The sequence below is a fragment of the Roseimaritima sediminicola genome (assembly GCF_009618275.1).
Lineage (GTDB): Bacteria > Planctomycetota > Planctomycetia > Pirellulales > Pirellulaceae > Roseimaritima > Roseimaritima sediminicola.
The window spans coordinates 118,755-140,616 of sequence record NZ_WIAD01000002.1 but is presented as its reverse complement, the minus strand read 5'-3'; the positions used below and the strand labels follow the sequence as shown (position 1 = coordinate 140,616).

The 21,862-nt window shown below is 61.0% G+C and carries 18 protein-coding genes; 6 read left to right on the top strand and 12 right to left on the bottom strand.

Annotated features, from left to right (window positions below):
* Positions 1–68: 68 nt before the first annotated feature.
* Both GE027_RS02190 and GE027_RS02185 read left to right on the top strand, forming a co-directional pair.
* Entirely contained in the window at positions 69–212 is a 144-nt protein-coding gene (locus GE027_RS02190) for a hypothetical protein (RefSeq protein ID WP_153555533.1), read from the top strand.
* Positions 205–729 (top strand): YbaN family protein, encoded by a 525-nt coding sequence (locus GE027_RS02185; RefSeq protein ID WP_153555532.1) that lies wholly within the window; start codon positions 205–207, stop codon positions 727–729. Before GE027_RS02190 ends, GE027_RS02185 begins: the two co-directional genes overlap by 8 nt.
* Here the strand turns inward: GE027_RS02185 and GE027_RS02180 are convergent.
* Complete coding sequence (locus GE027_RS02180; RefSeq protein ID WP_153555531.1) at positions 668–1,972, bottom strand: Lpg1974 family pore-forming outer membrane protein; 1,305 nt, start codon at positions 1,970–1,972, stop codon at positions 668–670. The genes GE027_RS02185 and GE027_RS02180 overlap by 62 nt on opposite strands.
* A gap of 324 nt (positions 1,973–2,296) precedes the next feature.
* On the opposite strand from GE027_RS02180, the gene GE027_RS02175 reads away from it, so the two are divergent.
* The gene (locus tag GE027_RS02175) at positions 2,297–2,569 is read left to right on the top strand and encodes a DUF3565 domain-containing protein (RefSeq protein ID WP_153555530.1); all 273 of its coding nucleotides are present in this window, start codon (positions 2,297–2,299) and stop codon (positions 2,567–2,569) included.
* 318 nt (positions 2,570–2,887) lie between these two features.
* Here the strand turns inward: GE027_RS02175 and GE027_RS02170 are convergent, their stop codons facing one another.
* The 7 genes from GE027_RS02170 to GE027_RS02140 form a co-directional block, all read right to left on the bottom strand.
* Positions 2,888–3,850 (bottom strand): nitrilase family protein, encoded by a 963-nt coding sequence (locus GE027_RS02170; protein WP_153555529.1) that lies wholly within the window; start codon positions 3,848–3,850, stop codon positions 2,888–2,890.
* Positions 3,851–4,002: 152 nt separating this feature from the next.
* Positions 4,003–5,064 (bottom strand): DUF1559 domain-containing protein, encoded by a 1,062-nt coding sequence (locus GE027_RS02165; RefSeq protein ID WP_237607185.1) that lies wholly within the window; start codon positions 5,062–5,064, stop codon positions 4,003–4,005.
* A gap of 102 nt (positions 5,065–5,166) precedes the next feature.
* Entirely contained in the window at positions 5,167–5,568 is a 402-nt protein-coding gene (locus GE027_RS02160; protein ID WP_153555528.1) for a hypothetical protein, read from the bottom strand.
* 388 nt (positions 5,569–5,956) lie between these two features.
* A complete protein-coding gene (locus GE027_RS02155; RefSeq protein WP_153555527.1) occupies positions 5,957–6,382 on the bottom strand; it encodes a hypothetical protein in 426 nt (141 codons plus the stop codon).
* A 35-nt stretch (positions 6,383–6,417) separates the two neighbouring features.
* Positions 6,418–7,428, bottom strand: a complete 1,011-nt coding sequence (locus GE027_RS02150) for a DUF1559 domain-containing protein (protein WP_153555637.1) — start codon at positions 7,426–7,428, stop codon at positions 6,418–6,420.
* A gap of 291 nt (positions 7,429–7,719) precedes the next feature.
* Entirely contained in the window at positions 7,720–8,793 is a 1,074-nt protein-coding gene (locus GE027_RS02145; protein WP_153555526.1) for a dihydrodipicolinate synthase family protein, read from the bottom strand.
* Positions 8,794–8,797: 4 nt separating this feature from the next.
* The gene (locus GE027_RS02140; RefSeq protein ID WP_153555525.1) at positions 8,798–9,838 is read right to left on the bottom strand and encodes an NAD-dependent epimerase/dehydratase family protein; all 1,041 of its coding nucleotides are present in this window, start codon (positions 9,836–9,838) and stop codon (positions 8,798–8,800) included.
* A 193-nt stretch (positions 9,839–10,031) separates the two neighbouring features.
* On the opposite strand from GE027_RS02140, the gene GE027_RS02135 reads away from it, so the two are divergent.
* Positions 10,032–11,576: a neutral/alkaline non-lysosomal ceramidase N-terminal domain-containing protein gene (locus GE027_RS02135; RefSeq protein WP_153555524.1), complete on the top strand. Its 1,545-nt coding sequence runs from the start codon at positions 10,032–10,034 to the stop codon at positions 11,574–11,576.
* Between the two features lie 13 nt (positions 11,577–11,589).
* Here GE027_RS02135 and uvrA read toward each other — a convergent pair whose 3' ends face one another.
* Positions 11,590–14,094 carry an excinuclease ABC subunit UvrA gene (gene uvrA, locus GE027_RS02130; protein WP_237607182.1) on the bottom strand — a complete coding sequence of 835 codons (2,505 nt, stop codon included), beginning with the start codon at positions 14,092–14,094 and terminating at the stop codon, positions 11,590–11,592.
* A 27-nt stretch (positions 14,095–14,121) separates the two neighbouring features.
* Positions 14,122–16,701, bottom strand: coding sequence for a DUF4838 domain-containing protein (locus GE027_RS02125; RefSeq protein WP_153555522.1), 2,580 nt, complete (start codon positions 16,699–16,701; stop codon positions 14,122–14,124).
* 134 nt (positions 16,702–16,835) lie between these two features.
* Here GE027_RS02125 and GE027_RS02120 point away from each other — a divergent pair, with 134 nt between their 5' ends.
* The gene (locus GE027_RS02120; protein WP_153555521.1) at positions 16,836–17,591 is read left to right on the top strand and encodes a 3-keto-disaccharide hydrolase; all 756 of its coding nucleotides are present in this window, start codon (positions 16,836–16,838) and stop codon (positions 17,589–17,591) included.
* A gap of 20 nt (positions 17,592–17,611) precedes the next feature.
* Here the strand turns inward: GE027_RS02120 and GE027_RS02115 are convergent, their stop codons facing one another.
* A complete protein-coding gene (locus tag GE027_RS02115) occupies positions 17,612–18,556 on the bottom strand; it encodes an endonuclease/exonuclease/phosphatase family protein (RefSeq protein WP_162006539.1) in 945 nt (314 codons plus the stop codon).
* 105 nt (positions 18,557–18,661) lie between these two features.
* On the opposite strand from GE027_RS02115, the gene GE027_RS02110 reads away from it, so the two are divergent.
* Complete coding sequence (locus GE027_RS02110) at positions 18,662–19,699, top strand: Kelch repeat-containing protein (RefSeq protein ID WP_153555519.1); 1,038 nt, start codon at positions 18,662–18,664, stop codon at positions 19,697–19,699.
* Positions 19,700–19,723: 24 nt separating this feature from the next.
* Here GE027_RS02110 and GE027_RS22995 read toward each other — a convergent pair whose 3' ends face one another.
* Positions 19,724–21,808 (bottom strand): 3-keto-disaccharide hydrolase, encoded by a 2,085-nt coding sequence (locus GE027_RS22995; RefSeq protein WP_237607181.1) that lies wholly within the window; start codon positions 21,806–21,808, stop codon positions 19,724–19,726.
* Between the last annotated feature and the right edge of the window lie 54 nt (positions 21,809–21,862).

Here is a 21,862-nt window from a genome sequence, read left to right as displayed (position 1 = left end):
TTGCACACCCCCCGGTACCGACCGCCCCAGCGCTCATCGTCCAGTCTTTGTTGCCGAGGAATTTCGCCGTGTCGCCAAAGCAGTTCGCCGTTCGCGTCGAGCGGCAGGATCATCCGACCCAGTCACCCTACTGGCAAACGTTCATGCTGGACTACGAACCCGGCTTGAATATCACCAGCGTGCATGTGATCAAAAAGTTTTTCGATGGTTGAGCCGGCTCGAGGACTCCGCCGCATCGCTTACTGGATACTGGCCGCGTTTTTCTTTGCACTGGCCATGATCGGCGTGCTTCTGCCCGGCATTCCGACCACACCGTTTCTCCTGTTGATGGCCTACTTTCTGCTACGCGTCTCGCCGGAAATGCATGCCAAGGCGATGGCGTGGCCGGTTGTTGGCGGCCCACTTCGCCACTGGCGGGATCACCGCGGCGTGACTCGCGGCGTCAAAAGACTCGCATTCGCGATGGTGACGCTCTTGGTCGGCTTTACCCTGATCTTTGGCACCCTGCCGAGCGTCGTCAAACTCCTCATCGCGATCGCCGCCGTTTATGGAATCTCGGTCGTCTGGCGATTGCCGACCGTCGACTTGGAACCCGCTAGAAGTGCGGACCCCACTAGTTGTTCAGACCCTGCTAGAAGTTCAGACCCTGCTAGAAGTTCAGACCCTGCTAGAAGTTCAGACCCAGAGCAAAAGCGACACCATGAAGTCCGATCGAGTCAGTCGCATTGACCGGTCCACCTGCCTCGGTCCACCACTGGGCTTCGTAACCGACACGGGCGAAAGCACCGGCCGCACGACCGATCGACTGTCCGTACTGCAGCCCCAACGCTAATTCCAGATTGCCAATCGTCTTGCGCTGCTCGGCGTAGTCTTCCAGCTCGGTTGTGAAAGCGCCCTTCATTTCATAGATCCGCTGCTCGATGTCGCCAATCAACAGGGATGTTCGGCCCGAAGCGTAAAGCTGACAACCTTTGCGTCCCAGGTCGCGGGTCAGTTCAGCCGACAAGGTGGGCCCAGCACCGGTGAAGTCCAAGGTGTTGCCGACGGCTTGCTGCAGCATCCCGCCCGCGTCGGTTACGTTCGCGCGAAAGGCTTGATCGATGTCGCCGATGCGAATTCCGATTCCCAGCAAGGTTCGGAATTCCGCCCAGACGATTGCGTGCGTGGCCTCCAGATCGACCGCTTGAATCTGTAACCAATGCGCCGACGAAAGCGTCTCGCCGACGTTGGCCGTGGCGTTGCGTGTGAGGTTTCCGTCGGCGCCATTCACACTGACGTACACCGGCGTCGCTCCGGCCACCGCCGCCGCCGATCGGGACGGACCATCCTCGTCAAAACCAAAATAGGTTGTCCGGAATCCCAAACCGCTGCACGACTGCAACCCCAACCAGACTCGCGGCGAGAAATTGGCCGAATAATCGAACGGCACCAACACATTGCCGACCGGAGGATCGATGACCAGCGCCACGTCTTGATCGAAACTGGCTCGGAGCCAAAGGAATTCGAAGCCGCCCAACCATCCACAATCGACCCACTGCCGACGTCTGCGCTCCAGGTCGCAACGCAAGCGTTCCGAGGCCGGTTGAGGCGGGCAGGAAGCCATCGGGTACCCGGCGACCGGAGAAGAAGGTGCACACCAAGGGGGCTCCGCCGCGTGACCGCAGGGACCACCGGCGAGTGCGTGCCGGGGACCCGCGCAGGCCGGAGCCGTGTGCTGGGGAGCCGCCTGCTGGGGAATCGCATGCTGAGGAGCCGCGTAGGGCGGAGCCGCATAAGCTGGAGCCGTGTGCCGGGTGGACGCGTAGGGCGGAGTCGCCGGTGGAGCGTGCTGCCACTGAGCCGCCGCGCCGCAGCTCGTCAGGAACGACACCGCGGCCAAGGTCATCCATTTCATCATCGTCACGTCCTCCATGTGGTCAGCGACGCCGTACGCGCCGCGCGAATCGTTTCGCTGTACTTGCCTTATCTGCATGTCTGGGTGCAGGATTTGATGTGGATCGCCAGCGTTGCGGAAGAGGACGGCACTGCGACACGGAACTTGGCGATTGTGCGGGCTAGGTGCGGCGACAGAAGCGGCTGGTGAGACCGTGTTGATGCGGAAACCACGCAGCAGCGATTGCTAAACGCTCGAACCAAGGCTAGAATTAATTGTGCATCTAAAGGAGTAGTTTCCTGGTGAGCCTGGCTCCGCATGATTCGGCCGCCACCGGCCCGGTTTCATGATTTCCAAGACCGCTGAATACGCTCTGCGAGATTCGACCAATCCAATCGTTCCGCTGTGCGAGAGCGTGACACCATGACCGTCCCCGCAACCTCCCGGCCACAGGCTATCGTGGGTTTTCATCGTGACGACGAAGATCACTGGGTCGCCCAGTTGGCCTGCGGCCACAACCAACACGTTCGACATGACCCGCCGCTGGTCCGCCGAGATTGGACGCAAACCGCCGCGGGTCGCGCTGCGATGATCGGTTTCCAGCTGGAATGCAAGAAATGTGTCGAAGGCGCTCCGGCCGACGAGCGGCCTTCCGTTCCGCCAGAGTCGACCGGCCCAGCATCACCCGACGGATAAGATCTTTCTCTGTTCCTGCGCTCCCCTTCCCCCGGGCCGGGATCTGTGTTCTCAGACGAGCACTACCCCGGACTGGAATTGGTGGAGCAGACAATGAGCAAGGCAAACCTCGCGTCGGCAGCGCGTTCGATGCGAACCGCGGCGATCTTTTGGTGCTTCCTATTGGCATCTTTGCTGGCCGTCCTATGGATGAGATCACCGCGAGACGCCGCTACGCTGCCGCAAGCCGCACCGATCGATGAACAGGTCGTTCACTTTGATACGGTTCGATTCTGGTCGGGCTTCCAAGCGGCCAACTCCTAAGCAGATTGCCTGTCGTTACGCCGTGTTTTCTTCGAAGCGGGCGGCGCGGGGGTCCAGTTCGCGGCCCGTGGGCGTGCCCAGTGGCGTGTACAGTTCGGGTCGGCGGCCCCGCATCCAGCGTCGCCCCGTGCAATTCTTCAGCAAGCCGAGATCGATTTCGGCATGCACGATCTCGTCCTCGACCGATTCCGCTTCGGCCATAATTCGCCCATAGCAGTCGATGATCATGGCGTTGCCGGTCCGGACTTCATCGTCATCGACGCCGATGCCGTTACTGAATACGACGAACATCCCGTTGTCGTGGGCCCGGGCCGGCAGCCAGCGCAGCAGCCACTCACGGCCTTTGGGGCCAAAGCATTCCGCACGGATCGCTTCGGGATCCTGATGACGGTTCCGCCACAGCTCGGGGTCGATCGTGCCCATCGCACAGGGGCTTTTCGAATCGCAGCCACCCGTCTGATGGGGCGCGAGCAAGATGTCGGCTCCCATCATTGCCGTGATCCGCGCATTTTCCACGATGTTGTTGTCGTAGCAGATCAGCACGCCCAGTTTGCAACCCAAGTGCGTGTCGACCACGGTGTAGGTGTCGCCGCTGCTGATCGCCGGATGGATGAAGCAGTGCAGTTTGCGATGCGAATCGACGCGGCCGTCCGGATGCGCGAGGACGTAGGTATTGAACAACCTGCCATCGTCCGCGACCTCAATCAGCCCCGCGGCGACGATGCAGCGGTGTCTTTCGGCCAGACGCTGCAACCGCCCGGTCGCGGGGCCGCCGGGGACGGGTTCGGCCAATTCGCGAACCTGCTGGTCGCTCAAGCGCCGAACATGCCAGTAGCCGGTGATGCACATTTCCGGAAAGGCAACCACGGCCGCACCGCGCTGGGCGGCCGACTCGCACAGCCGTTCGATCTGCTGCAGATTCCGGGCTTTGTCGCCGGGGTGGTGATGAAACTGGACCGAAGCAATAGGGATCGTCACGGTTGCGGCTCGGTGGGGGGCAGAAGGGGGCAGGAGCGACCGGGCAAGGGCGGTGCCAGGATACAAGAAATCGCTTCGTATGGCGCAGTAAAAAAGCTAGAAGAGCAGGCTCTTCTAGCTTCGCGTTTTGGGGACATCGCCGGACAACCGGTTTAGTCGTTGATCACTTCGCCACCTTGCGTGGTGCTTCGTGCCCGCCAGAGGTTCAGGTCGATCGTATCGCTGAAGATCTGGACCGAGCCGTCACAGTTGACCGCCTGCACCACGCCCGGATGCAGCGACCGCGAGGCGAACATCGTGGGGTTGGTGCTGGAAGAAACATCGCAGGGCATGTTGGGGACTTCGTTGCAGTAGTACGCGGAATAGATACGGTCGGGAAGCGGGCTGTTTGGGGGCAAATAGGTTTCAAACCCCGAGGCATCGCCCCACCACAGGAACCCGCGAAGATCGCGTCCCTGACCTTGCCGGACTTCCGCAACCATCAGCGTTGAACTGGTTCCATCGATCACATCGCGGAAACCAAATTCTTTGCCGGAATGGCGAGAGAACGGCGCGCCGCCGAAAGTCACGCCGTTGAGCGTCGCCTGCTGGCTGTAACCGGTATTGCCGTAGTTCACCGCATAACTGTGGTTGGTGATATTCGAGAACGGGCTGTTGTCCAGGTCGCTGGGGCAGCTGAACGCTTCCAGTCGAGTGGTCGTCACATTCGTGTTAGGCGACTGCGAGTAACGGGGGCCGGAGGAGTCGCCCCAACTAACATACAAATCGGAGAGGTTTCCTTGCTCCATATACGGCAGGATCAGCGGGAGCCAAGTTCCCCAACAGCACGAAGAGGTTCCAGTGGGAAAACTACCCAGCGAGTCGTGGTAATTGTGCATCGCCAACCCAATCTGCTTCAGGTTGTTTCCGCAAGACATGCGTCTGGCAGCTTCACGCGCGGCCTGAACGGCAGGTAAAAGCAAACCAACGAGAACACCAATAATTGCAATGACGACTAATAGCTCGACAAGCGTAAAACCGCGTTTTTGTCTTTTAGACATTTCAGGATAACTCCGAAAAAAAGAAAAGGATGCCCAGGTCAGCAGTGCGGTAATCGTCTTCACAGCATGCGGGCTGACCCGACAGGAAGTCTCTCGAATCGTCTCAATGCGTTTAAGTTTGCACTCCTCTTCCAAAGCAAGAAAATGGACAAGTTCGATGGGTCGCGGAGCCAAAAGAGAAGGATTAGAAAGGAAAACAAATCGAAGGCATCATGGACACCCAATGCGGCCCAGCGCGAGGTGCAACGTGGGCCGTTTGTTGCTTCTTGGAAGGGCTCAGGTTTCGAGGTCGAACGACAACTCCTTGGTTCCGCCCTCTGGAATGTCGGCGGTCAGCTCGGATTCGATGTTGTACCGTTTGTTGATCTTTTCAGGCTGCAACGGGCGGCGTTCGGATTCGGGTCCTGGAGGGGCATCTTCGGGGACTTCTTGCGCGACCGCCTCAGCATCCACGTCAGTGGAGAAAATCCGTACCTCGTACTTGCCGGGCAAAGCGCCGCTGGTAGCCGGGATATCGAATCGTCCATCGCGAATCGTACCCCCGGTAATGGTGCCGCTGGAAACCGGATGGAATTCAATGGTGCCGCGGTCGAGCATTTCGCCACCCAGCGTTACGGTGCCGCCGACAGGGACGCGTCCGCCGGTGTCCTCACCGCAACCGACCAGCGAAGCGATCATCGCGACCGATAAGACCGCACCCAAAACCCTACAGGTCGATCGTTCGATCCACCCAAGATCTACATTGCTCATAGCGATTCCAGAAATTTAAAGAAAAGAGCCGGGCGTCACTGCTCGGCGGGACCGCATGCCGGCATCCGATGGCTGCCAGCACCCGAAAAGCGCTTGCGGGGCTTTTCCACCCCAAGTGTTCGGTTATAGGGCCAGTATTCACCGCCTGCAAGCGAAATCGGCGGTTCTGGGGGAAAAAAAGTATCGGTCCAGCGGATGGGCGAGACCTGCGAACGCGCGAAGAGGTAAGAAGACCCTTGAAAAGTCGAGCGTTACCGCGGCAACGCTATGCCACCGGTCCGTGTCATAGCGTTGCCCATGGAGGTTTTGGAACAGCCTAGCCTTGGGTTTCCAAAGCCAAGTCCACCTGATTGCTGCCCGGTTCGATCGTTACCCGCTGGATTTCCTCGTAGTACTCCGCAGGAAGATTTGCGGCGGGATTTGCAGGTGCTTGCACCTTGCCGTCGGCGCCAACGACCGGCATCTGACCACTGTCGGCGCCGCCACCACCGGGCACCAGCTTGACACTGTGCTCGCCGGTCTCGATGCCCACGCGGTTAAACGTAAACTGGGCAACGTAATGCCCCGAGCTGTCGGTCCTGCCGTACGAGGGGGCACCGCCATCGACCGGCGTGAACTGCAGGGAGAGACCTTCGGCAGCCGGGTTCCCGTCGATGGTCACGGTCCCTTCCGCGGTGGACAATCCATCCCCGCAGCCAACCGCCAGCAGTAACACACTGGACGCAACCAAGCTGGTTGTCATTCGATTCATTTTCATGGGTTGCTCGCTAACAGTCATTACGGGGATTCAACGGGTTGGCCATCGTTCTTGCAACCCAGTCGTTGCCACAGACCGAGGGTCGTTTTGTCGATGTTGCTGAAGGGCGTCGACCAGTGATGGGGGGTACCATCGGTCTTCAGGCCGTCGTTGAAATCGATCGTGTCGGCGATGAAATGGACACTGCCGTCGCCGTACACAAACTGAGCTCCACCGGGATGGTAACTGGAAAATGTGGAGTAGTATCGGCTGGTCAGCGGCATGTTCAACTTCAGCATAAAGCTCCGCCCGACCACTTTGGGCGATGACCAAGACGCTTCGCTATTGACGTTTCCGACACCGACCCAATATCCCGCCTGGTGCGCCCAGCCACGCTCGCCGACCATGAACGTATTGGATAATCCGTCGGTGACCGAAGCCATGCGAGATCCGTTCTGCGGCTGAAAAATCCCATTGGTCGAGGGCGGAGCTCCGCCGGGATTCCAGTTGGAGTACTGGTAGGCGTAAACACCGATGTAGTTGCTTGTGGCGGGCTTGGTGGAATCGGGACCACCGGAATGGCAGAAATCGACCGAGGTATTGATATCTGGGCTGATGTCGCTGGGGCAGCGGAATGTCGGGAGGTTGGTTCGGATGGCGGCCAACTCCAGAGCAGGCCAAGTCGAGGAATCATTGCCCGGCAACGCGTCGTTGAATTCCCGCGAGCCGACGCCCAGGGTGTCATACATATTGCCCTGCTCGATATAAGGCAGGATTCGGGCTCCCCAACCCCACGCCTTACGCCAGCTGCCTTTATTGGCATCATTATTGAAACCATAGCCAGCAGGAAATTCGTTGAACGTGTCGTGAAAATTATGCAATGCCAACCCCATTTGCTTTAGGTTGTTACTGCACTGCATTCGCCGCGCTGCTTCACGTGCGGCCTGGACCGCCGGCAACAGCAGCCCAACCAAGACTCCAATAATCGCGATAACGACCAGTAGTTCGACAAGCGTAAAACCCCCTCGGGTGGGGCGATATTTGTGACTCATTAAAAAAACTATAGTAAAGATTTGTGAAACGGATTGTTAAGACGCGGTCATCTTGGTTGGATAGTACCGAATGGTCAAGTCACAATGCCACTTCTGACGCACCCGATATAACCAGCCAGCCGCCCCCTGCGCGGCCGCCCTCGCCCCCTTTGCGCATCGTTTCGGGTGAGGCGCCGCCCTTAAGCCCACCGCAATGTGTATGTGGGCATCACCCTCACGCCGTACGGGAGAGGGTTGTCAGGGGGGCGGCGAAAGATTTATTCCCGCGGGGTTGGGGAATCGACACAGGGTTCAAGCCAACCACTGCGAGAGATGAGCCCGTACGAAGTCGTCGTCGTTCAGATGGGGATAACTGGCCAGGACGCGGTCGATTTCCTCGGCCTGTCCCGGCGAGAGCACTTCGTCCGGATCCAGACACCAGGTTCCGGGCAACAGGCCTTGTCGGCGTAAAACCTCGTGGATTCCGGGAATGCAGCCCGCAAACCGGTTGGCCGCGTCAAAGAACGCGGCATTGCAGTCGGTGACTTCGATGTTCTGCCGGAGCCACTCGGCCGGAATGTCACCGCCGGCGCCGGGCAGCGCCTGCAGCCGTTCCAGCATCTCTACCGCTCTTCGTGTCCAGACGCTCCAGTGCCCCAGCAGGCCGCCTCGAATGCGCACCGAACGAGGACCAGCGGCGGTCACGATCCGATACTCGGTGATCAGATCCGCGATGATGTTGTCGTCGTTGCCGGTATACAGGGTGATCGCTTCTTCGCGTCCGGCGTCGCACACCGCCCGGACCACATCGAGAGTTTGATAACGATTAAACGGTGCCATCTTGATTGCAATCACGTTCTCGATTTCGGCAAACTCGCGCCAGAAACCGTAGGACAACACGCGGCCTCCCACGGCCGGCTGCAGATAGAAACCGATCACGGGCATCACCTCGGCCACCTCACGGCAGTGGGCCAGCAACCGTGCGTCGCTTTCTCCGGCCAGCGCCGCCAGACTTAATAGTCCCGCATGGTAGCCTTGCGAAACCGCAAACGTCGCTTCGGCAACCGCCTGCGAAGTGTCGCCACAAAGCCCGGCAACTTTGAAAATCTCTCGTCCTTTGGTTCCTGCATACGCGTCGATCTCGCGAGCGACCAACTGCAACACCGGCTGGAACAATCCCACGTTGGGATCGCGAATCGCGAACTGCGTCGTATGCACGCCGACGGCGATGCCACCGGCGCCGGCGTCGATATAGTAGCGGGTCAGGGCGGTCTGATAGCGCGGATCTAAACGTCGCTGGGCATCCAAGGCCAGGGGCTGGGCCGGGATCACCATTCCACGACGGACGCCGGCCAACAGGGTCTCGGACAGATCTTCAATACGCACGGAATCAATAACCTCCATCGCTGACTTCGAAATGTGTCGGTTTACCCAGCGACCGGCCGCCACAACGAATCCAGTGGGCCTGCCACCGGATCAATTGGTCGGCCGTGACCGACGGCTCGCCGAACAACGCCGTCGCGCGGCCGCTGTCGCTCAAGTATCCCAGCGGGCTCGGCGTCGTCGCAAAACGAACCGGTTTGTTGAATAGCTCGCCGAACCGCCGAGCCACCGCTTCGGTGTACAGGGTTTCGGGGCCGGTGACATTGATCACATTGGCGGGGCTGCTGCACTGACCCAGGCACAGCAGCGCCTGCTGATTGGCATCACCCTGCCAGATCACGTTAAAGGCCTCCACGCCATTGTTAACCGGTTGCTCATTCCAGACCTTGTCGGCGATATCGAACAGCACGCCGTACCGCAAGTCGATCGCATAATTTAAACGGAACAGGCAAACGGGCGTCCCGAATGTTTCGCTGGCGTACTCAAACATCCGTTCCCGCCCCAGGCAGGACTGAGCGTACTCGCCAACCGGCGCAGGCGGGACCGTCTCGTCGGGCGCCTCACCGACGCGAGCGAGTGGATAAACGCAACCGGTCGAGAAGGCGACGATACGCGAAGCACGAAAATGGTCGGCGACGTTGGCCGGAACCAGGGTGTTCATCGCCCAGGTCAAGGCCGGCGCATCGCCGGTTCCGAATTTGCGGCCGGCCATGTAGACGACCTGATCGACCTGAGGCAAAGCGGCGACAGCCGTACGGTCCAGCAAGTCGCAGGCAATCGTCTTGACGCCCATCGCATCGAGCTTCCGGCGGGCCTCCGGCGAGGAGAATCGAGATACACCGTAGACAGTCTTGCGCACCCCGGCACGCCGAATCGCGGCGAGGGCCAATTGGGCAAGACTGACGCCCATCTTGCCGCCCACGCCACAGATGATCAGATCACCTTCCAGCGACCCCATCCGTTCGACCAAGGCATCGCTGGGCCGCGCAAGCAACGCATCGAGTTGGGATTCGTTCTCGATCAGGTCCGGCAATGCAGAGGTAGTCATCGATGGTTCACCAGTTACGGAGGCGCGCGTTCGGCTTAGGTTCTCGGGCGGAGCCTAGCCTAACGTGCTGGCGATCGATCCGGAACTCGATCGACGCCGCAATTTTTTTGCCGCCTCCGCTCGCCGCCCACGAGGGGAGGCGGGTCGCCTATCCTGGTATCGATTCGTTCGTTCCTCCAGGAGTCCTCAATCGATGTCGTGTTATCAACCGTCGGCCTGTCCCGTTTCGCACCCCCGGACGCTGCGAGCACCGCAAACGTCTCGACAGCTCGCCCCGCTGCGAAGCAAGTCCCGCGTTTGCGTCTTGGGATTGATTCTGGTCCTGGTGGGCTTTGTCGCTCCGACGTTCGCCAACCCTTCCGAACCGGCTCGTGACGGCTGGCAGGCTGGCGCAGCAAAAGTAGCGATCACGCCTGAAGAAAAATTGTTTATGGCCGGCTACGGATCGCGAGATCGACCGGTCGAAGGCAAGCTGACCGAGCTGTGGGCCAAGGCACTGGTACTGCAGGACGCCCAGGGACAACGCGGGCTGGTGTTGACGCTGGACCTGGTGGGCATCGACCGCACGCTTTCGGTCGACCTGTGCGAGGCCCTGGCAGAGCGCTATGGGTTTTCACGGGATCAGGTTCTAATCTGTTGCTCGCACACGCATTCCGGTCCGGTGGTCGGCCGCAACCTGGCTCCGCTGCACTACCTGCGACTGCCGGAAGCCCAGCAGCGAGCGATTGACGACTGGGTGCAAACGCTCACACAAGACGTCCTGGACGTGGTCGGCGACGCGCTCGAAAAGCTGGCACCGTGCGAGTTGTCGTGGGGACACGGTCGAGCGGATTTCGCGGTGAACCGCCGAGAGAACCGTCCCGAAGGCGCGGTGCCGGAGCGCCGCACGGCGGGCACGCTAGAGGGGCCAGTCGACCACGACGTGCCCGTCCTGGCCGCCCGTGATGCCGACGGCCAGTTGTTGGCCGTGCTGTTCGGCTATGCCTGTCACGCCACGGTGCTGAGCAGTTACGAGTGGTCGGGCGACTATCCGGGATTCGCCCAGCGGGAACTCGAGGAGAGCCACCCGGGGTGCGTGGCGTTGTTCTTCGCGGGGTGCGGAGCGGACCAGAACCCCTTGCCTCGCCGCACCACCCGGTTGGCTCGCCACTACGGACGCCGTCTGGCCACGGCGGTCGACAAAGTACTGCTGACCACCGAGATGCCGCCGGTTCGCGGCGCTCTGGCCACGTCCTATGAAGAGCCGGACGTGCCTCTGGGCCCCCTGCCGACAACCGAACATCTCCGCCAGGACGCTCAGGCGAACAATCCCTACGCCGCCGCGCGTGCCCAGATGCTGTTGGCACAGATCGACCGAGGCCAACCGCTCGAGCCCAGCTATCCCTATCCGATCAGCGTCTGGCGAATCGGCGACGACGTGCGGCTGATCGGGCTCGGCGGCGAAGTGGTGGTGGACTATGCTCTGCGGCTGAAATTCGAACTGGGCGAGCCCGGCACGTGGGTGGCCGGTTACAGTCACGATGTCATGGCCTACATTCCCTCGCGACGCGTGCTGGCCGAAGGCGGTTATGAAGGCGCCGGCGCGATGGTCTACTACGGTTTGCCGACCACCTGGGCGCCGGCCATCGAGAACGACATCGTCGCCGCGGTGCACCGCCAAATCGAAGCCATCGCCCCGGCGGACGAGACGGGTGAGCAAGAGGCTGCGGACGCGGACCTCCGACCTGCGAAGCCGTAACCCAACGACATCCTCACGACGTTAGAAACGGGGCGGTGCGACTGCGTTCGGATTTGGCGACGGTCTGTGGCGGCCCCGCGGCGACGACCTCGCCGCCCTGGTCGCCGGCTCCGGGACCGATGTCGATGATCCAGTCGCTGGTGCGGGCCACCTGCATGTCGTGTTCTACCATGATGACCGTGTTGTCGGCGTCGACCAGCCCATTCAACTGGTTCATCAACATCGCCACGTCCGCTGGATGCAGGCCGGTGGTGGGTTCATCCAGTACGTACAGCGTGTCGCCACGCTGGGTGCGCTGCAGTTCCGTCGCCAGTTTGATCCGCTGGGCTTCGCCACCCGACAGCTCGGTGGCGGGCTGGCCGAGCCGCAGGTAGCCGAGACCGACTTGCAGCAGCGCATCGAGCGAACGCAGGACCGGCGGATCCTCCTCGAAAAACTCGCGAGCGGATTCCACGGTTAGGTCCAGCACTTCCGCGATGTTTTTGTCGCGATACGTCACCTCCAGCGTTTTCTCGTTGTAGCGTCGGCCCTGACACACCGGACAGGGCGTGTAGACACTGGGCAAAAACAACAACTCCACACTGACAAAACCGGCGCCTTCACAGTTGGCACAGCGTCCCTTGGCAACATTGAAGGAGAACCGGCCGACGTCGTAGCGCCGCGAGCGGGCTTTGCGCGTGGCCGCGAACAAACGCCGGACGTGATCGAACAGACCGGTGTAGGTGGCCAGGTTCGAACGCGGAGTGCGACCGATGGGTTTCTGGTCGACGGTCACCAGTCGGCGGACCTGTTCGATTCCCGCCACGATCCGACCTCCCGTCGCGCTCTCCAGCTCGCGTTCCAGCAGATCGCCTTCGTCGCTGGGCAGCTCCACCGTTTTCTTGTGTCCCAATCGCTCGCCGACCAGTTCGACCAGAGCCTGACTGACCAGACTGGACTTTCCCGACCCCGACACGCCGGTCACGGTCGTCAGCACACCCAGCGGGAATTCCGCATCCAGTCCGCGCAAATTATTTCGCTCGACGCCCTTGAGTTTCAGCCACCCCGTGGGCTTGCGAACCGTGCGCTCCGCGGCCCTCGATTTGGCGAACAGGTACCGCGCGGTATGCGAATGCTTGACTTTGCGAAGGCCTTTGACCGGACCGTTATAAAGAACTTCCCCGCCATGGGTCCCCGCATCTGGGCCGATGTCCACGATCCAATCCGCATGCTTGATGACGCGGACGTCGTGCTCCACGACGAACAACGAATTGCCGGCGTCTTTGAGTTCGTCCAGTGCGCTCAGCAGGGCCTGGGTGTCGGCCGGATGCAGTCCCGCCGAGGGTTCGTCCAGGACGTAGACCACACCGAACAGCTGTGAACGAATCTGCGTGGCCAGCCGCAACCGTTGCAGCTCGCCCGGCGACAGGGTCGGTGTGCTCCGCTCCAGCGACAGGTATCCCAGTCCCAACATTGTCAGCGCTTCGACGCGGGCCAGAATGTCGTCGGCGATCCGCTGAGCAACGATCGCTTTCTCGCGGTGCAGCTCGCGTTCTTGAGCCGCCGCATGGGCCGGATCACGCAGTTTGTCGGCCAGTTCGGTCAACGACAACTGCGACAACTGGCCGATGTCCAGACCGGCGAACTTCACCGAAAGCGATTCTCGCTTCAGCTTTTTGCCCTCGCAATCGGGACATTCCGAGATCTGCATGAACTGTGAGACGCGTTTCTTGGTGCGTTGGCTCTGCGTCGTCGCGAAGGAGTGCAGCACATAACGCCGGGCACTGGTAAAGGTGCCCATGTAACTGGGCGACTCCTCCGCTTCGATTGCCGCCTGCGTTCGTTTGAGGTCGTAACCCGCATAGACCGGCACCACGGGCGTTTCGTCGGTAAACAGAATCCAGTCCCGGGTTTTACGCGGCAGTTTGCGCCATGGTTTGTCGATGTCGTGACCGAGTGACACCAGGATGTCACGCAGGTTTTGCCCCTGCCAGGCGGGCGGCCACGCGGCGATCGCCCGCTCGCGAATCGTCTTGGTATCGTCGGGAACCAGCAGATCTTCGGTGACCTCAAACACTCGCCCGATCCCGTGACAGCGCGGACAGGCTCCCTCGGGCGTGTTGGGCGAGAAGGCGTCCGCATACAACATCCGCTGGCCACGTGGATAAGTTCCCGCCCGGGAATACAGCATCCGCAACCCGTTGGAAATCGTGGTCACGCTGCCCACCGAGGATCGCGCCGAGGGCACCGCACGATGCTGCTGCAGGGCCACCGCCGGCGGCAACCCGTCGATGGCATCGATATCGGGTTCGTCCACCTGATCGATCAACCGCCGCGCATAGGGCGACACCGAATCCAGATAACGGCGTTGGGATTCGGCGAACAACGTCCCGAATGCCAGCGAAGATTTGCCCGAACCGGAAATCCCCGTAAACACCACCAGGGCGTTGCGAGGCAAGTCGACGTCGATGTTCTTCAGGTTGTGGACGCGGGCCCCGCGCACCTGAATGCAGTGGTCGGGGTCACAGGGAACTCGCATGGTTCTCGACTTTCGTGGCATCGGCTGTCAACGATCCGCTTGGACGACTTCGCGCGGCAACAGCAGGCTCTCGACACTGGGCGCCAGGTACGGTGGGACGGTCATCAGCATCCGCCGGCCACGGGAGTTAGAGAATTTCCAAAACGATCGATCTTGCCCCTCCGGGACGGGCACGCTGAAGTACCCGGCCGCCGGCATCGTACCGAAGTCGAAGACGACCTGATTATCGCCACCGAGCAACCTGCCGCGTGTTGAGTCCGTATAGCCGCCGACGACCTTGGTCCCCCGCGGCACGTAGAAATACAGGTCCCAACGTCCACTCAGACGCATCGGGTCCTCCAGTGTCGAACGAATCGTCACCGGCAGGTCTTTCGGCAAAACCACTCGCGTCATGTCGCTGCCGTCGTTCCATTCCAAACGATGCAGGCCACTGTAGGGGCTGGACAAGACGACTTGCCGCGGCTGGCCGTCCGGTGGCACGCTGCGGTCTTCATCGACGGCCTCCAGCGTGGCTTCCTTGGGCGAGTACAACCAGAACCGAACGTTGCCGCGATCCCGGTAGTGCGCGATCAGTCCCCCGGTGACGTCCAGCCGAACCTCTCGCTGATCCTCCGCCAACCAAGTGAACACCTGTTGTCGGCCGCGTCCGCGTGGGTCGTAACGGCCAGGCGGAACCGGCGACAGCCCCAGCCCGCTGGCCGGCACCAGATCTTCGCTGTAGCGTTTGGCTGCGAAATCCAACACCGTGGGCTCGTTGGCGGCGATGCCCGCCGAGAGGATTTCGGCGATCTCCGCGGCTGTGAACGGTTCGCTGCTCTGCCAGTCGCTGGGATCTTCGGGGACCTGCACGCGGGAATCGCGAAACCGATCTCGATCGCACAGGGCGACGGTCGACAACATCATGCGGTCACGCATCCGGTAGGCATGCCGCCAAACCTGCTCGAACGCCTGTTGGCGGGGCGGTCCGTCGGCGCTGCGGTACTGGCCGTACAGTTCCAGGTAACGCGTGTAGAGGATCAAATCATCCAGCCGTGCGTCGACGGCCGCATCCTCGTTTAATTCGCGGGCCTCGGCCAAGCGGCGATACATCCTGGCGACCACGTCCTGATGCGAACGGACCGCGTCGTGGTCGCGATTCAGCAAACGATAAAACTCACCCATCGGTTTGCGAGCCGCCCCGAACGCGCGGTCCAGAAAATCGTCAACCAGCGTATCGACGCGCTGCGTGTTGTCGACATCCCACAGCATCTGTGGCGTCAACCAGTACCCCAATCCATTGGCGCCCCAGCTGTCCATGTTTTCGGAGTTCATGAACCGCGCACCGTGGTCGTAGAAATACGCGACGGTGCGGGTCAAGTAATCGAGATTGCCGCCGCGAGCTTTTCGGGGAAGGTCGTGGCTCCAGGCAAACACGTCGTGGTAATCACGGATGCCCAACGTCGCGCCCTGCCGCTGCCAGCCCGAAACCAGTTCCTCGACCGAGTACCCGCCGCGAATAAAGGCGGTCGCCACACTGATCACGACGTGCGGATGCACCTCGATACTCGGCGGCGGGCTGTGATCGTTGTAGGCGTACATTCCCACGTACTTTTCGCCCGCTCCCAGCGAGTTGATCGCCGTGGCCGTCTCATTGGCCAGCGTGACCGCGCGGTCGCTGACACTGCCCATCGCCGCACAGGCTTGGCATTCGCACCAGCCACCGCCGTCCGACGGATCCACCGACAAACTGTCGCGCTGCGGATCCGCTTTGATCTGCCGCACTGCATCGGCAACCACCAGCTCTCGCAAACCTGCGTTGCTGATACAAAACTTTGCGTTGGCCCCGTTTCGCCGCTGGCCGTCAACCAGGGCAAAGTATTCCGGATGTTGTTCGAAGGTTTCTCGATTCCGGCGGACGATGCCACCGTAGGCGTGTCCCGTGCTCAGCGAGAAAGAAGCGTTCATCCGATTGCGTTTCCGCCACCGGTTCCACAGCTGGGTATCGGACCAGGGTGCGCCGCGCGGCGCCTGCCGAGTCACAAAATCGGGTTGCTCGACGACATTGACGGCGACCGTCAGATGCGACGTTTGCGGAACGACTTCCCAGGTGTCGGTCAGGAAGTACTGCCGGTATCCCAGGCGGTGCAACAGATCCCAGACCGCGCACTGGACAGCCTCCGCAGTGGTGCCCAGCAGGTACAGTCCATCGGCGGTGGTTCGCAGCAGGTACTGATCCGGGCTTCCGGATTGCGCGGGCAGGGTCACGTCGAAAGGCACGTCTTGGACGTCGCCTACTAATCCCACCACGATGCCCGGTGTGTTTGCGGTGGCCGGCGGCGTGATCGTTTCCACGCGGAACGATGCGCCGCTGATGCGGCTCAGTTGTTCCGCCAGTTCCGTCGCCGCTTCCACAATTTGCGGATCCGCATGTTCGCGAACCCTCACCGGGATTTTTGCTTGCCCGGCCGACGCCAGCACCACCTCGTTCGGCGTGGCCTGACTGTGTGGGGTCTCGTTCTGCGCTCCGGCAGTTTGCACCAACGCGGTCGACGTCCCACACAAGACGCACAGAATCAACAGGCCGGTGGTGCATCGGGCGTTTCGCAGCCCGGGAGTTGCTTCTGTCATAATTTCCACGGCTTCCTTCTGACGATGGTATGCGGGGTCGTTATATTTGTAAGCCAACCATGTGCGGCCTGCCAGTTCATCCCCCCGTGGCAGGTTGCTTCCCGCCTGTAGTCCTCTTTCTGAGTTCGAGCATCATGAATCGTTCTTGTGTTCTGATTGCACTTGTTATCTTCACCGCCACGCTTTCGCCCACCGCCGGGACCGCAGCCGACCCCGTGCCGCCGGAAGGTTTTCGGGCCCTGTTCAATGGCCAGGACCTGACGGGCTGGTACGGATTGAATCCCCACGCTGCGGCAAAGCTGACCGGCGAGAAGAAAGCTGCGAACCTGAAGAAGCAGCGAGACGAATTCGCCGAGCACTGGCGCGTCGAGGACGGTGAACTGGTCAACGATGGGCATGGACCCTACGCAACGACCGAAGAAGCATTCGGAGACATCGAACTGTTGGTCGATTATAAAACGGTCGCCAAAGCCGACAGTGGCATCTATCTAAGAGGCACACCGCAGGTCCAAATCTGGGACTGGAATCAGGTTTATGATCCCAAGCGGCCGACACGCAAGCCGCACCTCGGTTCCGGCGGCCTGTTCAATAACTCGCCTGGCAAAGCGGGACGTCATCCTTTGGTCCTGGCCGACAAACCGTTCGGCCAGTGGAATCAATTTCGAATTCGGCAGATCGGCGACCGCACTTGGGTTTGGCTGAACGGCAAACTGGTCGTCGACGGAGCGGTCATGGAAAACTTCTGGGACCGCGACCAGCCACTGCCCGCCACCGGCCCGATCATGTTGCAGACGCATGGCGGCGAAATCCGCTGGCGAAACATTTTCGTCCGGGACATCGACCAGCAGGAAGCCCAACAGGTCTTGGCCGAGTCGGCCGGTAAAAAGTAGCCTGACCCGCCGAGCCGTGCTTATTCTTCCGTCGCGAGGTTCAACGTAGCCAACACCGCCCGGTGATCCGAGGGCCAGGGCCGGACAACGATTTCGGAGTTCTCCGGTTCCCCGACGCGCTGGCAGGCCGTGACCGCGATGCCGTGCGGCCCGACGAAGACAAAGTCGATGCGGTCGTGTCGATCGTCAGGATCGTCTGGGCTGGTCAGCGGCGTCCACGTCCAGCCCGGCCGAGCGACTTCGTCGGGGTGCGCCACCCGCCATGCGTCTCGCAGTCCGGCGTCGGTAATCCGCCGGGTGGCCGGAAAGCGGACCTTCAAAGGACAGACACCCGCCGCCGCGGCTCGCTCCGTCCAGTCTTGAAAGGAGGGTTCATTGAAGTCACCGGTCAGGACGATTTGCCGCCCGCTGGCCACCGCTTGTTGGATCTCCGCCAGCAAACGCTGCACCTGTGGCCCGCGAGAACGCTCGGCCCACTGGATGGCTTCCGATTCGGTGCTGATAAACGGAGCATTCCCGTAGGGGATATTTAGTAACTGGTAGGGTTGGTACGGCGAGGCGGGAAAGTGTGCGTTGAAAAACAACAACGTTTCGCCGGGTGCGTATTCGACTTCGACGCCCCACTTCCGTTTGGTGGTCGCACCGAGCGGAAACCGGGACAGGATCGCGGTCCGTCCGCCCTGATCGACGTAGTTCCACCCCAGCATCTGTGCGATGCGTCGGCCATGATCGGGGCGTACGCCGTCGACTTCGCGTCCATGCGTCTCTTGCATCCCCACGATATCGGCCCGTGATTGACGGATCGCTTCGACCGTCTGTTCCAGCGGTTGACCGCCACTGTCTCCGCCATTCCAGACATTAAAGGTCATCACCCTGACCTCTTCCGCATGCAAACAGGTCAGAGGCGTCAAGCACGTCAGAGGCAAGACGCACAGAACGATCAACAAACATTTGAATCGTCGCATATCACTTCGCTTGGTGGGAAAGAACATTTCGGGCGCAAAGTTTAGTAGGTTATCAACGGTACGGCGACACCCACGATTTGCTTACCCTACTGATTGGCGAGACCGATGCGTTTGACACAGAATATCGCGGCGAAGCTCCTTCTGGCCTGTTTGCTGGCGGCGGTTGTCGCTTTGCCCGTGGGCTGTTCCCAGGCTCTGGCCGCGGAGCCTTACGACTGGCAACTCGTCACGCCTGAGGCCGGCTGGCAGGCTCGCGACTCGCAGGGCGAGGTGGTTTTCAACGATCGGTTGTGGTTGTTCGGAGGCTGGTTCAATTCCTACGAAGCTCCCCCGCGCGACGTATGGAGTTCGGCGGACGGTCGCCACTGGGAACAGGTCACCCCGGAAGCGCCGTGGCTGCACAGCGACCTGTCCATGTCGATCACGTTCGACCAGCGGATGTGGTTCATGGGCGGCTGGTACAACGGACGACTCGAGGGCCATTCGGCCAGCAACGCCGTGTGGTCCAGCACCGACGGCAGGCAGTGGACTCAGGAAACCGCGGCGGCGGGGTGGTCACCGCGATTGGCCGCCGCGGTGGTCGAGTTCCGCGGCCGGATATGGATCCTGGGCGGCAGCGAGAATTATTATTTTGGCGACGCGGACAGCCTCAAGAACGACGTTTGGTCTTCGGCAGACGGCCGCTCCTGGGAATTGGCAACCGCCCAGGCTCCCTGGGCTCCGCGAGCCTACCACCAGGCGGTCGTTTTGAACGACCGCATCTATGTCATGGGCGGCGGCAACTATGTCCCGCAATACCAGGCTTTCAATGATGTCTGGAGCTCTGCCGATGGCGTTCGGTGGCGAAAAGAAACCGATGCGGCCCCGTGGGCCGCCCGGCTATGGTTCTCGTCGGTCGTGTACCGCGACCGGATGTGGGTTCTGGGCGGATGGTCGCAACCGGGTTCGACGAACCACGACGATGTCTGGCATTCGCAAAATGGTCGCGACTGGACACGGCTGGACAGCGACGTGGTTTGGAAAGCCCGCCACGAGCATTCGGCTTATGTGTTCAAGGACCGAATTTTCGTGGCGGGAGGCCACGCCAAACCACTCAGCAACGAAGTCTGGTCACTGCATTTACCCCAGGACTGGGGCAAATAAACGCGACCCCATAACGCTGGCGATTTATTCTGCCGCCGGGGCTTCCGCTGGCTCAGACGCGGCGTCCGCATCGGTCGCCGGAGCTTCGCCCAGGGGCCACAGTTCGAACTTGCGAACGAACATTTCGGCCTGCTCGGTCTGCAGGACCAAGCGGCCTGCATCGGGCGAGGCTTCGAAGCCTTCGTTGACGACCACGCCGTTGACCTTGTACAGCAAGTGGCCACCGTCGGCGATGACTTCCATCCGCGTCCACTCGCCGAACGGGCTTTCCACATCGTGCTTACCGCGGAAGTCCACTTTGTCGGCCCAGTCCTCGTCGCGGTCGAACCAGTTGATGCGGCCTCTGGACAGCGTCACGCGTTCGGCTCCCTTTTGCCAAACTTTCTCACCGTCACGGTCTTTGCCGACCTCCACCGTTAAGGAAACGGGATACGCTTGACCGGTTTCCGGATCCTCGCCACTTAACACCAGAATGTCTCCGACGCCGCCTTCGATGATCTGCGCTTCGATCGATGCCGGCCAGGTGTTCCAGAATCCGCCGTCGGGTCCCCAAGCGTGCACCAACAAGCCGGAATCGCGGGCGCGATCCTCTCGATCGCCCCAGGTTTTCTCGCCCCACTTGAATTCCAGAACCAAGTGGTAATCGCGGTATCGTTCATTGGTAATCAAGCCGCCATAGCCGTCGCCAGAGATGCGCAGCAGGCCGTCGCTGACGGTAAAAATCTTCTTGGGGTCGGCGTACTGCGAATCTCGCAGCCAAGGATAGAAGCCTTCCAGGTTGCGGCCGTTGAACAGTTCGATCGGGCCATCGGTGGGGCTGATCGCCGTCTCGCGAGTGGGCGGCGAAGCGGGTTCGCCCGGCAGTTCGCGAATCGAGACATTGCGAAACGCAACCGGATCACTGTGTCCGCCAAAGCCAAAGTGACCCGTCTTGCGCAGCGCATTCGGATTCACCGGACCATCCTTCGATTCTTTCACTTCCGAAAGGTCGGCATCCAGGATCGTGGTTCCGTTCAATTCGACCTTCAGATTCGATCCCCGCATGGTGACCTGCTGGAAATTCCACTGGCCGGTCGGCCGCAGGTAACCGCGGTGGGCCGGCACCAGACCATAGGCCGAACCGTGGTACTGACGCGGATCCAGTTTGGCGTACTTGGGGTGTTCGGAATCCAGCACCTGCAGTTCCAGCCCGCCCTGGTGCGCCGTGCCTTTGCCGCTGTAACGTAGCGCCAGACCGTTGTTACCGGCCGGCGGAAGTTTGAATTCCACGCGGGCGACAAAATCGGTGTACTGTTTGTCGGTATGGATGACGCCGGCTTTGCCCTGTTTCCACAGAATCGCCCCGTCGACGATTTCAGCGTTTTCTAGAGCGCCGCTCCAACCCGTGAAGTCACGTCCGTTAAAAACGGTTTCAAACTTTTCCGCAGACTCCGAGGCCAGGATTTCGTTGGCTTCTGAGGCGGGGATTTCGCGGATATACAGGTTGCGAAAGTACAGCGTGTTGCCGTGGTTTTGCAATTCGATTTGGCCGCGGGGGTAGATCGGCAGATCGCGGTCCCAGAGGTTTTCCAGAACGACGTTGTCGGCAACCAGTTGCCCATTCAGTTTGATGGTTGCTCTCTCCCCGACCATGCGGATGAAAAACGTGTTCCACTGACCCACCGGCTTGTCGGCTTTGACCAGCGGAAAACGTGGGTTGTCTTTGTTGTTCCACAGCGATCCCGAACCGTTCTCGGCCCCGTGCCGAAAGTAGTCTGGATATTCGGTGTCCCAGATCTGTACCTGGGGGCTGCCTCGCAGATAGATTCCGCTGTCGCCGCCTTCGAGGATCTTCCAGTCGACGTACATTTCAAAGTCGCCGTAGTCCTTCGCGGTGCACAGGCTGTCGCCCTGGCCGTCGAACTGCAGCACGCCATCGACGACGCTCCAGTGCGCACGCATGCGCTGGTCGGCTGTTTTTTGTGCCGCGGCGAGCTCGTCGGCCGACATCGCGGCTCGCGACTTGGGATTGCCGACCAACCCCTTCCAGCCCGTCAGATCGGTGCCGTTGAACAACGGCGTGAAACCGTCCGGCACTTCGGCGTGGGTCGTGGGAACTGTGGGACTCATCCAAACCAATGCCAACAAAAGCAGCATGGACGTGGATGAATGACAAAGCGAGCG

Bases quoted from the DNA above. Each gene is read 5' to 3' on its own strand.
- GE027_RS02115 (WP_162006539.1), bottom strand. From the start codon at position 18,556: ATGCGACGATTCAAATGTTTGTTGATCGTTCTGTGCGTCTTGCCTCTG.
- GE027_RS02110 (WP_153555519.1), top strand. From the start codon at position 18,662: ATGCGTTTGACACAGAATATCGCGGCGAAGCTCCTTCTGGCCTGTTTG.
- GE027_RS02135 (WP_153555524.1), top strand. From the start codon at position 10,032: ATGTCGTGTTATCAACCGTCGGCCTGTCCCGTTTCGCACCCCCGGACG.
- GE027_RS02160 (WP_153555528.1), bottom strand. From the start codon at position 5,568: ATGATCGCTTCGCTGGTCGGTTGCGGTGAGGACACCGGCGGACGCGTC.
- GE027_RS02150 (WP_153555637.1), bottom strand. From the start codon at position 7,428: ATGAGTCACAAATATCGCCCCACCCGAGGGGGTTTTACGCTTGTCGAA.
- GE027_RS02120 (WP_153555521.1), top strand. From the start codon at position 16,836: ATGAATCGTTCTTGTGTTCTGATTGCACTTGTTATCTTCACCGCCACG.
- GE027_RS02125 (WP_153555522.1), bottom strand. From the start codon at position 16,701: ATGACAGAAGCAACTCCCGGGCTGCGAAACGCCCGATGCACCACCGGC.
- GE027_RS02180 (WP_153555531.1), bottom strand. From the start codon at position 1,972: ATGCAGATAAGGCAAGTACAGCGAAACGATTCGCGCGGCGCGTACGGC.
- GE027_RS22995 (WP_237607181.1), bottom strand. From the start codon at position 21,808: ATGAGTCCCACAGTTCCCACGACCCACGCCGAAGTGCCGGACGGTTTC.
- GE027_RS02140 (WP_153555525.1), bottom strand. From the start codon at position 9,838: ATGACTACCTCTGCATTGCCGGACCTGATCGAGAACGAATCCCAACTC.
- GE027_RS02175 (WP_153555530.1), top strand. From the start codon at position 2,297: ATGACCGTCCCCGCAACCTCCCGGCCACAGGCTATCGTGGGTTTTCAT.
- uvrA (WP_237607182.1), bottom strand. From the start codon at position 14,094: ATGCGAGTTCCCTGTGACCCCGACCACTGCATTCAGGTGCGCGGGGCC.
- GE027_RS02155 (WP_153555527.1), bottom strand. From the start codon at position 6,382: ATGACAACCAGCTTGGTTGCGTCCAGTGTGTTACTGCTGGCGGTTGGC.
- GE027_RS02185 (WP_153555532.1), top strand. From the start codon at position 205: ATGGTTGAGCCGGCTCGAGGACTCCGCCGCATCGCTTACTGGATACTG.